This window comes from Nostocoides jenkinsii Ben 74, from assembly GCF_001046875.1.
Lineage (GTDB): Bacteria > Actinomycetota > Actinomycetes > Actinomycetales > Dermatophilaceae > Nostocoides_A > Nostocoides_A jenkinsii.
On sequence record NZ_HF571038.1, the window covers coordinates 2,966,575 to 2,979,177 of the forward strand.

At 68.6% G+C, this 12,603-nt stretch carries 11 protein-coding genes; 7 read left to right on the plus strand and 4 right to left on the minus strand.

The features are described 5' to 3' along the window. A partial coding sequence (locus BN13_RS14140) for a 2-oxo acid dehydrogenase subunit E2 (RefSeq protein WP_048547897.1) occupies positions 1-780 on the plus strand: 780 nt, incomplete at its 5' end. Between the two features lie 3 nt (positions 781-783). After that, entirely contained in the window at positions 784-1,692 is a 909-nt protein-coding gene (locus BN13_RS14145) for a TIGR01777 family oxidoreductase (RefSeq protein ID WP_048547901.1), read from the plus strand. A 45-nt stretch (positions 1,693-1,737) separates the two neighbouring features. On the opposite strand, the gene BN13_RS14150 is transcribed toward BN13_RS14145, so the two are convergent. The 3 genes from BN13_RS14150 to BN13_RS14160 form a co-directional block, all read right to left on the minus strand. After that, on the minus strand, positions 1,738-3,522 hold the full coding sequence (locus tag BN13_RS14150; RefSeq protein ID WP_048547903.1) for a serine/threonine-protein kinase: 1,785 nt from the start codon (positions 3,520-3,522) through the stop codon (positions 1,738-1,740). Positions 3,523-3,630: 108 nt separating this feature from the next. After that, positions 3,631-4,527 (minus strand): LLM class flavin-dependent oxidoreductase, encoded by an 897-nt coding sequence (locus tag BN13_RS14155; protein WP_048549226.1) that lies wholly within the window; start codon positions 4,525-4,527, stop codon positions 3,631-3,633. 20 nt (positions 4,528-4,547) lie between these two features. Then, positions 4,548-6,728 carry an MMPL family transporter gene (locus BN13_RS14160; protein ID WP_048547905.1) on the minus strand — a complete coding sequence of 727 codons (2,181 nt, stop codon included), beginning with the start codon at positions 6,726-6,728 and terminating at the stop codon, positions 4,548-4,550. Positions 6,729-6,819: 91 nt separating this feature from the next. Here BN13_RS14160 and lipB point away from each other — a divergent pair, with 91 nt between their 5' ends. Beyond that, a complete protein-coding gene (lipB, locus tag BN13_RS14165) occupies positions 6,820-7,470 on the plus strand; it encodes a lipoyl(octanoyl) transferase LipB (RefSeq protein WP_048547906.1) in 651 nt (216 codons plus the stop codon). A gap of 10 nt (positions 7,471-7,480) precedes the next feature. Further along, a complete protein-coding gene (locus tag BN13_RS14170) occupies positions 7,481-8,263 on the plus strand; it encodes a spermidine synthase (protein ID WP_235434060.1) in 783 nt (260 codons plus the stop codon). Here the strand turns inward: BN13_RS14170 and BN13_RS14175 are convergent. Next, entirely contained in the window at positions 8,260-9,018 is a 759-nt protein-coding gene (locus tag BN13_RS14175) for an alpha/beta hydrolase (protein ID WP_048547907.1), read from the minus strand. The two genes, BN13_RS14170 and BN13_RS14175, sit on opposite strands and share 4 nt — an antisense overlap. A gap of 65 nt (positions 9,019-9,083) precedes the next feature. Here BN13_RS14175 and lipA point away from each other — a divergent pair, with 65 nt between their 5' ends. The 3 genes from lipA (at position 9,084) to glnA (ending at position 12,477) form a co-directional block, all read left to right on the plus strand. Next, positions 9,084-10,127: a lipoyl synthase gene (gene lipA / locus BN13_RS14180; protein WP_048547908.1), complete on the plus strand. Its 1,044-nt coding sequence runs from the start codon at positions 9,084-9,086 to the stop codon at positions 10,125-10,127. Beyond that, entirely contained in the window at positions 10,117-10,848 is a 732-nt protein-coding gene (locus BN13_RS14185; protein WP_048547909.1) for a DUF4191 domain-containing protein, read from the plus strand. The genes lipA and BN13_RS14185 overlap by 11 nt, the downstream gene beginning before the upstream one ends. Before the next feature lie 204 nt (positions 10,849-11,052). After that, a complete protein-coding gene (gene glnA, locus BN13_RS14190) occupies positions 11,053-12,477 on the plus strand; it encodes a type I glutamate--ammonia ligase (RefSeq protein WP_048547910.1) in 1,425 nt (474 codons plus the stop codon). Positions 12,478-12,603 lie beyond the last annotated feature (126 nt).

Consider the following 12,603-nt stretch of genomic DNA (forward strand, 5'->3'; position numbering starts at 1 on the left):
CCCGCGGCAGCACCGGCCCCGGCCAGCGCCCCGGCACCGGCCGCGACGGCCCCAGCTGGCGACAACAAGCGCGGCACGACCGAGAAGATGTCGCGGCTGCGCAAGATCATCGCTCAGCGCATGGTCGAGTCGCTACAGGTGTCGGCACAGCTCACGACCGTCATCGAGGTCGACATGACCAAGGTGGCGCGGGTGCGCGACAAGGCCAAGCGTGACTTCGAGCAGCGCGAAGGCACGAAGCTGTCGTTCCTGCCCTTCATCGCGCTGGCCACCGTCGAGGCACTCAAGGCGCACCCAGGCGTCAACGCCAGCATCGACGGCGACAACATCGTCTACCACGGCTCGGAGAACCTCTCCATCGCGGTCGACACGCCGAAGGGTCTGATCGTTCCCGTCGTCAAGAACGCCGGCGACCTCAATATTGCCGGGCTGGCCCGGGCGATCGCCGATGTGGCGGCGCGGACGCGGGACAACAAGATCACCCCCGACGACCTGGCCGGCGGCACGTTCACGATCACCAATACGGGCAGCCGTGGGGCGTTGTTCGACACCCCGATCCTCAACCAGCCGCAGGTGGCGATGCTCGGCACGGGCGCGATCGTCCGCCGACCAGTCGTCGTCGAGGTGGACGGGTCGGAGACGATCGCGATCCGCTCAATGATGTATCTCGCACTCAGCTACGACCACCGCATCGTCGATGGTGCCGACGCCGCGCGCTTCCTGACCACGGTCAAGCAGCGTTTGGAAGACGGCAACTTCGAGGGCTTCCTCGGGGCCTAGCGCATGACGGTCGTTGCGATCACCGGAGCGAGCGGCCTGATCGGGTCGGCCCTGACCCGCTCGCTTCGGGATCGCGGCGATCGCGTCATTCGGTTCGTTCGCCGCGAGACGAGGTCGGCGGACGAGCGCCGCTGGGACCCGGCGACGGGACTTCTCGACCCGGCGAGCCTGGCTGATATCGACACCGTGGTGAACCTTGCCGGAGCGGGGATCGGCGACCGACGGTGGTCCACTGAGCACAAACGCGCCATACTCCGCTCCCGCGTCGACGCGACCCGCGCCGTGGTGGGGGCCATCGAGGGGAGCGGGCGCGGCATACGCCTGGTGAATGGGTCGGCCGTCGGCATCTATGGCGACCGTGGGGACGAGATTCTCACCGAGACCTCGGACCCCGGCACAGGCTTCCTGAGCGAGGTCGTGCGCGCATGGGAAGGCTCGGCCCAGCCGCTCCTAGACCGGGGCGGGAGCGTGGCCTTCGCCCGCACGGGGATCGTGGCCAGTCCGTCCGGTGGGGCGTTCGCACCGCTGATCCGGTTGACCAAATTCGGCCTCGGTGGCCCCATTGGGTTGGGCCGCTTCTATTGGCCGTTGATCTCGTTGGCCGACGAAGTGTCGGCGTTGACCTTCCTGATCGATCGGCCAGACCTCACCGGGCCGGTCAATCTGACGGGTCCCGCGCCGGCTCGGCAGCGGGATATCGCCCGGGCACTTGGCACCGCCATGGGCCGCCCGGCGTTCCTGCCCGCTCCCCCGCTCGCCGTGCGTATCGTCGTCGGGGAGTTCGCGGGCGAGATCACCGCGAGCCAGCGCGCGCTGCCGACGCGCCTGACCGAAGCGGGATTTGCGCACCAGCACCCGACCTTGGCCGAGATCGTCCGCTCGGCCACCGCGGACGCAATAACCTCCGCCTGACGCAATAGCTTTTGCGTCCGCCGCGGGTTATTGCGTCCGCGGGGCTTAGAGGTCCTCGACGGTGGCGATCTGCCAGCGTTGCCCGGACCACTGGACGATCAGGCGCAGGCGTTGCTGCGCCTTCGGGCGGTGGGTGCGTGCGCCTTCCCCGTCCTCGATGTCGTATGCCGAGACCGCCATCCGCACGTCCAACGCCACGGACGTCGTGCCCTCGTCCGCGGTCGTGGCCACGTCGCGCGCGGAGGCCGAGGCGACCGTGAACCTGAGCCCCACGTAGGTCACGCCGGCGCGGCGCGCCGCGGCGAGAGCGGCCGCGTCGGCTCGCGCTGCGGGCGACCCGGCCACATTGAGTCGCCCCGCGATGTCGTCGTCCAGGTCGGCCCAGGCCCGCGTGCGCAGGTCGGCGAGATCCTGGGCAAGCGCCGTGGCTCGATTAGCCGGGCTGAGCGGGTCGCGTGAGGCGGCGACGACGGCCGCTGACGGGCGGGCCGACGACGCCGGGCTGGAGTCCGGGGCTGACTTTCGGGCGGGCGACGCCGGGCCGGAGTCGGTGGCCGACGGCGAGGGCGACCCGCCCGTCGTCGCCGAGCCGGTCGAACCCGAGCCGACCTGAGTCGAGCCACCCTGCGCCGACGTGCCGGGGGTGGGGGTTGCGGCTCCCGCTGCCGACGGGGGTCCGCTCGACGAGGACGCGCCGGGCGCGTTGGCGACCGAGGGCGATGGTTGGTCGCCGCCGAAGGTGAGCGCGGCGGCGGCAATCAGCGCGGCAATAGCGCTGGCGCCGAGTGCCAGCGTGCGGAAGGAGACCGCCTTCGCCCCCGTCGTCCCGGTCCGCGGACTCTTAGCCGAGCGACCCGATGCGGGTCGACCCGCGGCCGAGCGACCCAAGACCGGACGTCCCGCTGCCGGGCGAGTCGGCGACGCATCCGGTGTGCGCGGCAGACGCCGGGGTGCGCCGGATCCGCTGCCACCACTCCCTGAGCGACCGCCGACGCGACCTGCCCGAGAAGCCCGACCACGGGCGAGCCGTGAGGGGGAACGCGGGGCGGGAGCCTCGGCATACGAAGGATCGGTGGCCATTGCCCGCAAGCGCGCGGCCAGGTCGATCACCGGAGTGGGGAACAGATCGGCCGGCGGGGCAAGTGGCTCGGGTAGGACCAGGGCCGAGACGTCCCGCACGAGCCGCTCGAGGGTGAGGTCGTCGGGTGGCTGCGCGGCATACTTCGCCAACAGGGTGCGCAGCGGTGCGTCGTCCGCTCCGTCGAGGGCGCCGTCAAGCAGGCTCGCCTCGGGCGGGCGCCCGGACAGCGCGATGAGGGCTACCCGCGCCAGGGCGCTCGCGTCGTCGCGGGCGGTGGCGCGCACGCCACGCAGCCGTGCCACGCCGGTGTCGCCGACCCAAAGGCAGCCCGATCGATCGAGCAAGATGGTCGTGAGACCGATGGCGCCGTGCCCGCAACCGCCGCGAAGCGCATCGGCCACGCCGAGGCACACGGTGGCCGTCTGCCCGGCGGTGAGCAGTCCGACCCCGGCCAACACATCGGTCAAGGTCACGACCTCGGCGATCGGGTAGACCGCTGCCACGCCGGCCTCGCCGAGATCGACGATCTCGATGGGAACCGGCGCCAGCCGATTGGCCGCCCCCACGTCGCAGATCGTTCGCGCTGTGGGCTGCGTCACGTGACGGATACGGACCTCATCATGGGTGACGACGGACCGGGCCGTGAACCAGGCGCCGGCGTCGTCCCGATCACCCGCGCGGTCCACGCGATATCCCGGCACCTGCGGCCAGTCCCGAGCCCCTGCCTCATCCCCGTGCCCCGCGGTCATTGCTCCCCCTACGCCGTTGCTGGATCAACTCGTCTCGTTGTCCAACTGTGGCGCAAATCGGGAAATGACCGCGAAAGTTATCCACAGGGCCGCGGTCGGCGGCCAAGATCAGTGGCTCAACACCCGCGCGGCAAGCTCGTCGAGCACCGACTCCGACCCGGCGTACGGCGCCGTCGGGCGCGGCCAGCAGGTCACCACATCGGTGAACCCGAGCGCCCCCGCGCGCCCTAGGGCGTCCTCGAACGCCCCGAGCGAGCTCAGGCTGTAGGTCGGGGCCGAATCGAGACCGAGGTAGCGGCGCAGGGGTTCAGTGCGGCCGGCCCCGGCCTCCGCCTCGGTCGCCCGATCCGCCGCCTCCGCCACCAGTCGCCACCAGTCGGCGTCGGTGGTCGCCTTGCCGCCATAGGTGATCCAGCCGTCACCGCGCTCCGCTGCCAGTCGTATGCCGCGTGGCCCGTTCCCGGCGATCAGCAGCGGCACCCCGACGTGGTCGGTAGTGTTGACGGGGCCGGGACGGGTGCCCACGTCAACCGCGGAGAAGTAGTCTCCGTGCCAGGTGACACCATCGGCGCGCAGCAGCCGATCTGTCAGGGTGACGAACTCGCGAAACCGCCGGGTGCGCTCCCCCACAGTGATCGCCTGCCCGGTGGCGGCGGAATCCCGGTCGCCACCGGCGCCAACCCCGAGCAGGAAGCGCCCGCCGGAGATGTCGTGCAGCGCCAGGATCTCGCGGATGAACTGCACCGGGTGGTGGTTGTTGGGCGAGGACACGAAGGTCCCGAGCGGGATGCGCGAGGTGACCTGGGCCGCCGCGGTGAGGGTGGGCATCGCGGCATACCACGGCGAATCGGGCAGCCCGCTCCAGGTGAAGTGGTCATAGGTCCACGCGTGGTCGAAGCCGTAGTCCTCCGCGCGCCGCCAGAGATGTCGCGCCTGCTCCCACGGCAACTCGGGCAGGACGCAGATCCCGACCCGTGGCCGTCCGAGCCCGCCATCGTCGGTCATCCCACCACCCTCCGTCATGGTCAGTCGGCCTTGGACAGCGCGCTCGGGGCCCAGATGCGGGCACCGATGTCATAGCCCAGGGCCGGAACCAGCAAGGAGCGGACGACCAGCGTGTCGAGCAACACGCCGAAGGCGACCAGGAAGGCAATCTGCGCGAGGAAGAGCAGGGGCAGGATGCCGAGGGCCGAGAAGGTCGCGGCCAGCACGATGCCCGCCGAGGTGATCACGCCGCCGGTGACGGCCAGCCCGACCAGGATCGCCTGACGCGTCCCTTGCGCCGGCGTCTCCTCGCGAACGCGGGTCATCAAGAAGATCGAATAGTCGATGCCGAGCGCAACGAGGAAAACGAAGGCATAAAGGGGTGTCGAGGGGTCGGAGTTGGGGAAGTCGAAGATGTGGTTGAAAACCAGGGCCGCCACGCCGATGGTCGCGGCGAAACTCAACACATTGGCCAGCACCAGAATGAGCGGCGCGACCAGCGACCGGAGCAAGACGGCCAGCACCACGAAGATGACCAGCAGGATCGCGGGAATGATGACCCGCAGGTCGCGATTGGTGGCGTCGCGGACATCGAGGCTGGTGGCCGTCCCGCCGCCGACCTTGATGGTGTCGTCGATGCCGTGCAGGTCGGCGCGGACGCGCTGGACGACCTCTAGGGCAGCCGGTGAGTCGGCCTCGTCGGTCAGCGTGGCCTGCACCAGCGCCACGCCATCGACGGCCTTCGGCGGCGCGCCGGGCGCGGCGCCATAGGCGTCGCTGACCCCTTTCTCCGCCTTCAGCGCCGTCATCACTTCGGTTGCCTTCGCCTCGGGCACGAGGATCTGCACCGGGGATCCCGCACCCCCAGGGAAGTGCCGCGCCAACGCCTCGTTGGCCGTCACCGACTCCACCTTGGTGAGGAACAACTGATCTGAGGAGATGCCGTCGGCCTTGAAGGTCGGCAAGAACGCCGCTGCAATTGCGAGGCAGACCGCCGTCGTCACCCACGTGCGCCGCGGGTGCTGCCCCACCATCCGGGCAACCCGTCCCCAGATGCCGTGCTTGCCGAGTTTGTCCTCGGCGTGGACGTGATCGACCCGCGGGATCGCCGGCCAGAAGATTCGTCGCCCGGCCAACAACAGCACGCCCGGCAAGAAGGTCAACGCGGTCGCCATGGCCCCGGCGATGCCCAGAGCACCGACCGGGCCCAACCCGCTGGTGCTGCCGAGGTCGGACAGCGTCAAACAGAGCAGGCCGAGGATGACCGTCAGCCCACTGGCCATGATCGGCGGGAACGCGCCGCGCCAGGCAACGCGGATGGCGTCCCAGGCCGTGATGTGGTCGTGCAGCGCCTCGCGGAAGCGGCTGACCATCAAGAGCGCGTAGTCGGTCGCCGCCCCCACCACGAGGATCGACAAGATCCCCTGCGACTGGCCGCTCAAGTCGATCACGTCGTGTTTCGCCAGCGGGAAGATCACCGACGCCGCCAAGGCCAAGCCGAACACCGCTGAAATCAGCACGGCAAAGGGCAGGATCGGGCTGCGATAGACGATCAACAGGATGACGAGCACCACACCCAACGCCACGGCCAGCAAGATGCCGTCAATGCCGCCGAACGCCGTCACCAGGTCAGCCAACAGACCGCCCGGACCGCCGACATACGCCTTGATCGAGCTTCCCTCGAAGACTTGGGCGGCCGAGAGCCGCAGGGCTTCGGCCGTCTCGAAGAGCGGCGTCGTGCCATTGATCGTGTCATCGGCCTTGGCCGAATCGAGGTTGACGATCGCCAACAAAGCGGTGCCGTCCTGGCTCGGTATCGGCGAGCTGACCGGGCCAGCGAGGTAGTCACCGACCGTCTTGCCTGACCCGAGCTTCGGCAGCGGCAGGGTGGGCACTGTCTCGAGGAAAGTGGTGGCGGCAACCTGATCTTCGGCCGCAGCCGCCTGCCCAGCCGACTCCATGACGACGAGATAGGGGATCTCGTTGGTGGGGGAGAACTTGGTGATGGCGTTGGCGACCTCGGTCGACTCGGCGCTTTCTGGCAGGAACGACGCATTGTCGTTCTTCTGAACCTCGGCGAGCCGGCCCACCAACGGTCCCCCGACGCCGCCGATCACGAACCAGATCAGCACCGCCAGCAGACCCAACCAGCGAGGTGAGACGCGCCGTTTCCGCTCGGCGGCCGGCTCGGCCGCCCGACGTCGTCCCTGATACTCGCTCATGGGCCGTCAGCGTAGTCGGGCCCTGCGACAACCCCCCACGTCAGGAGGCGAGGAGAGTGCGCGGGGGGAGCGCGCGGCATACGGTGAAGGCATGCGCTTTGAATATCTCGGCTTCGATCCCGACTTCGTCGACTATGAGAAGGCGTGGGAGCACCAGCGGGAGGTGCACGCCAAAGTCGTTGCTGGCGACCTCCCCGACAGCGTTTTGTTGTTGGAGCATGAATACGTCTTCACCGCCGGCAAGCGGACCGAGCCGCACGAGCGCCCCTGGAATGGCGCCAAGGTCGTCGACGTGGACCGCGGCGGCAAAATCACGTGGCACGGGCCGGGCCAGTTGGTCGGCTACCCGATCGTGCACTTGCCGACCCCCGTCGATGTCGTCGCCCACGTGCGCCGGCTCGAAGAGGCAATGATCCGGATGTGCGCCGAATTCGGCGTGGTGGTCGGCCGCGTCGAGGGCCGCAGCGGCGTCTGGATGCCCGCTGATGACCGCGGCCCAGAACGCAAACTCGGGGCCATTGGGGTGCGCGTCAGCCAGAACGTCACGATGCACGGCTTTGCCCTCAACGCCGACCCCGACCTGTCCTGGTCGGAAATCATCGTCCCGTGCGGCATCGCCGATGCCGGAGTGAGCTCGCTCTCGCGGGAAGCCGGTCGCCGCGTCAGCGTCGCCGAGTTGCTGCCGTATGCCGAGCGTCACCTCACCGATGTCCTCACCCTCGCCCCCGCCGTGACGGGGTAAGCATGACGGGGTGAGCATCGAGTTCCGGTCTGATCCGTATGGCGTGACGATCCTCCTCGACGGATGGCCGCAGTCACATGTGGCGCCGGGGGACCCCGGGCTGCTCACCTTCGAGTACGTCCACCAGATCGCGCTCGTGCTCGATTCGCTCCCGGCGGGTCGGCTCGCGGTGACCCATGTCGGTGGCGGCGGGTTGACTGTCCCGCGTTATGTTCACGCCACTCGCCCCGGCTCACCGCAGATCGTCTTCGAGCCCGACGCCGCGCTCACCGACGCGGTGCGCGATCGCGTGCCCTTGCCTCGGGACCACCGGATTCGCGTGCGTCCGATGGCGGGTGCCGCTGGCGTCGCCGGACTCGCCGCTGCCAGCGCGGACGTGCTCATTCTGGATGCGTATGCCGCGGGCCGCGTCCCCGCCGAACTCACCTCCGCGGGATTCGCCCGGGAGGTGCGCCGGGTGCTGCGCGGCGCGGGGATCGTCGTGGCCAACCTCGCGGATGCTCCCGGGCTGGCATTCGTGCGGCGCTGCGCCGCGACCTTCGCCGCGGCGGGCCTTGAGCCGGTGGCGCTGCTGGCCACGCACGACATCCTCAAGGGGCGCCGGTTCGGCAATGCCGTTCTGGTGGGTGGTGCGCATCCTGACCCGGCTGCCCTGGATCGAGGGGTGGGGCGGGCGAGCCCGCCATGCGGCATACGGTCTGGGGCGGAGGTGGCTCGGCTGCTCGCCGGGGTTGCCCCGTTCGTGGAGGGCGAGTTGTCGCCCGAGCCGCCGCCAGGCTTGTTCGGTCGTTAGGGCAGGTGCCCTGCGAAGTAGTCGAGGACGGCCGGCAGTTGGGCGTCCCACAACCCCCATTCGTGCTCCCCCGGCGAGAAGTCCGTGGTCACCGTCAGGCCAGCCTCGCGAGCCGCGTCGACGAACCGTCGGTTGTGCTCGATGAGCAGGTCCTCGGTGCCGCACCCGATCCACAGCGGGGGTGCCGCGGACCCGGCCAGGAGGCCGTGGAGGTCCTCGCTAGCGTCGAGGGCGCCGCCGAAGACGCGTCCGCCGATCTCGTCTTTGCGGTCTTCGCGCTGCATCAACGTCGCCATATCCACGGCGCCGGACAGGCTCGCGGCGGCCGCGTAGCGGTCGGGGAAGTTCAGCGCGAGCTTGAGCGCGCCATAGCCGCCCATCGACAGCCCGGCCACGAAAGTCTTGGCAGGATCGGTGCTGACCTTGAGGAAGTTGGCGACGATCGCGGGCAGTTCGGCACTGATGAAGTCCCAGTAGGCGTGGCCCGACCGCTCGTTGGCATAGAAGCTGCGATGGACGGCCGGCATGACGACGGCGATACCGCGCGCCGCGGCATACCGCTCGATCGAGGTGTAGCGCACCCACGCCGTGTGGTCGTCGGACAACCCGTGCAGGAGATAGAGCAGCGGGAAGTCGGTGGCGATGCTCGAGGCATCCACGCCCACTTGCTCGGCAGTGGGCTGGGGCAGAACGACATTCATCGAGGTCCCGACCTGCAGAGTCTCGGCGAAGAAGTCCACGGTCAGCAATGCCATGTCCCGGTCCCGTCTCGTAGGTTGCGCCGGACGTCCACCCTAACCGCGCGGCGTAGGCTTGCCGGGTGACGATCGCCCCTGACGGCCGACGCCTGCTGCGCGTGGAGGCTCGCAACGCCCAAACCCCCATCGAGAAGAAGCCGTCGTGGATCCGCACGACCGCCAAAATGGGGCCGCAGTATTCCGAGATCCACTCGATGGTCAAACGCGAAGGCCTGCACACCGTGTGCCAGGAGGCCGGCTGCCCCAATATCTTCGAGTGTTGGGAGGACCGCGAGGCAACCTTCCTCATCGGCGGCGACACCTGCACCCGTCGGTGCGACTTCTGCGATATCGCCACCGGCCGCCCCCAGGCCCTTGACCTCGACGAGCCTCGGCGCGTCGCCGAATCGGTGGCGACGATGGGGCTGCGCTACGCGACGGTCACCGGCGTCGCCCGCGACGACCAGCCAGATGGCGCGGCGAGCCTGTATGCCGAGACCATCCGGCAGATTCACGCCCTCAACCCCAACACCGGCGTCGAGATCCTGCCGCCCGATTTTGGTGCGGTCCCCGAGCTGGTCGGGAAGGTCTTCGAGGCGCGCCCCGAAGTGTTCGCGCACAATCTCGAGACGGTGCCGCGCATCTTCAAGCGCATCCGGCCGGCGTTCACCTACGAGAAGTCGCTGCGCGTCCTGACAATGGCGCGCGAGGCCGAACTCGTCACCAAATCCAACCTCATCCTCGGCATGGGTGAGCAGGAAGAGGAGATCGCGCAGGCAATCGAGGACCTGTATGCCGCCGGCTGCGACATCCTCACCATCACCCAGTACCTTCGCCCCTCCCCCATGCACCACCCGATCGACCGGTGGGTCAAGCCGAAGGAGTTCGTGCACTGGAGCACGTATGCCGAGGACCTCGGCTTTAAGGGGGTCATGGCCGGGCCGCTCGTGCGCAGTTCCTATCGGGCGGGGCGGCTGTGGGCGAGTGCCATGCGGAGGTGGGGGCGCGCCATACCGGAGCACTTGTCGCACCTCGACAATGCCGACGCCGCCCCCGCGCGGCAGGAGGCGGCGAGCCTGCTGGCGCGCGTTCCCACCGGCCGTATCCTTGGCGATCATGGCCAGTAAGGACACCGCGGCAGCCGCACCCGAAAAGAAGAAGCGCTTCGCCGCCCTGCGGCAGATCCCTACCGTCTACAAGGCGGTCAAGGGATTCGACCCGCAGATCGGCTGGTGGATGCTCGGGGTGTTCCTGCTCATCCTCGGCCTGTTTGTCGGGATCGGCTTCCTGATCAACCACCCCATCTATCTAGGCTTCATCGGCTTCCCGATCGCCGCGATGGGCGCGATGATCACCCTCTCCCGGCGCGGCGAGCGCGCGGCCTTCGGGGCGATGGCGGGCAAGGCCGGCCAGACCATCGGCGCGCTGTCGATGCTGCGTCGCGGCTGGTACTACGACCAGGAGCCCGTCGCCGCCGACGCCGCCCGCCCCCAGGAGATCGCCAACGCGGCGATGATCTTCCGCGCCCTCGGCAAGGCCGGGGTCGTCCTCATCGGCGAAGGCCCGCTGCCCCGGGCCAAGCGGTTGATGGAGAAGGAAGTCAAGAAGGTCAACCGGGTCGCCCCCGGCGTCCCCGTCCACAGCCTGTATGTCGGTGAGGGTGAGGAGCAGGTCGACGTCAAGAAGCTGACGCGCACCCTGACCAAGCTCAAGCCTGTGCTCACGAACGACGAGATGTCGGCCGTCAACCGCCGCCTGAAGTCACTGCCCAGCATCCGCCAGGGCCTTCCAGCCGGGGTCGACCCGACCAAGGCCCGGATGGACCGCCGGCAGCTGCGCGGCCGCTGAGGCGAGCACGCGCCGACCGGGCCGCGCCAAAGCGCCGCCGCGAGCACGCGGCATACGGTCGTATCGCGATGCGAGACACGCGTCTCACGTAACACGCCGGAAACAACGCAGTGAATCTCGGTTAATCCGGCTCGTTTAGTGTCGGAGCAACGCACGGGTGCGGCGACACGCGCCCAACTCCATCCTCATCAGGAGGTATTTCCGTTGTTCAGCTCTGCTGACGAGGTCCTGTCCTATATCAAGGATGAGGACGTCAAGTTCGTCGACATCCGCTTCTGCGACCTGCCCGGCATCATGCAGCACTTCAATGTGCCGGCCGAGTCCCTGGACGAGGACTTCTTCACGGTCGGTCAGGCCTTCGACGGCTCCTCGATCCGCGGCTTCCAGGCGATCCACGAGTCGGACATGAAGCTGCTGCCGGACGTGGCCACGGCCTATATCGACCCCTTCCGCGTCGAGAAGACGCTCATCATGAACTTCTCGATCGTCGACCCGTTCACCGACGAGCCTTACAGCCGGGACCCGCGCAATATCGCGGCGAAGGCCGAGGCCTATCTGAAGTCGACCGGGATCGCCGACACCGCCTACTTCGGCGCCGAGGCGGAGTTCTTCCTCTTCGACGACGTGCGCTTCAAGACCTCGGCCAACGAGTCGTTCTATTACCTCGACTCCAAGGCCGCCGTGTGGAACACCGGCAAGGTCGAGGAGGGCGGCAACCTCGGCTACAAGCCGCGCATGAAGGGGGGCTACTTCCCAGTGTCGCCGGTCGACCACTTCGCCGACATCCGCGACGAGATCTGCCTGCTCATGAAGGACGTCGGGCTCGTCGTCGAACGCAGCCACCACGAGGTCGCCTCCGGTGGCCAGCAGGAGATCAACTACCGGTTCAACACCCTGCTGCACTCCGGCGACGACATGATGAAGTTCAAGTACGTCGTCAAGAACGCCGCGTGGCGCAACAACAAGGCTGCGACCTTCATGCCGAAGCCGATCTTCGGCGACAACGGCTCGGGCATGCACACCCACCAGTCGCTGTGGAAGAACGGCGAGCCGCTGTTCTATGACGAGAAGGGCTACGGCGGCCTGTCCGACCTGGCGCGCTGGTACATCGGCGGCTTGCTCAAGCACGCGCCGGCGCTGCTCGCGTTCACCAACCCGACCGTCAACTCCTACCACCGCCTCGTGCCGGGGTATGAGGCGCCGGTCAACCTGGTCTACTCCGCCCGCAACCGCTCGGCGTGTATCCGGATCCCGATCGCCGGTGCGTCGCCGAAGGCCAAGCGCATCGAGTTCCGGATCCCGGACCCGTCCTGCAACCCCTACCTCGCCTTCGCCGCGCAGCTGATGGCCGGCCTCGACGGGATCAAGAACCGCATCGAGCCGCCGGAGCCCGTGGACAAGGACCTCTACGAGCTGCCCCCGGAGGAGCACGCGGAGATCAAGCAGGTCCCCGGCTCGCTGCCCGAGGTGCTGGACGCGCTGGAGGAGGACTACGAGTTCCTGCTCGAAGGTGACGTCTTCACCCAGGACGTCATCGAGACGTGGATCGACTACAAGCGCAAGAACGAGGTGGACCCGATCCGCTTCCGCCCGCACCCCCACGAGTTCGAGATGTACTTCGACATCTGATCGACGACGACATCTGATCGACGACGCGGCCGCGGCCCGGCACCACCGCCAGCACCTGAGGCGGCCCGGGTCGCGCCGGGTCGCCGCGGGCGCAATAACCTGGCGCGGACGCAATAGCTATTGCGT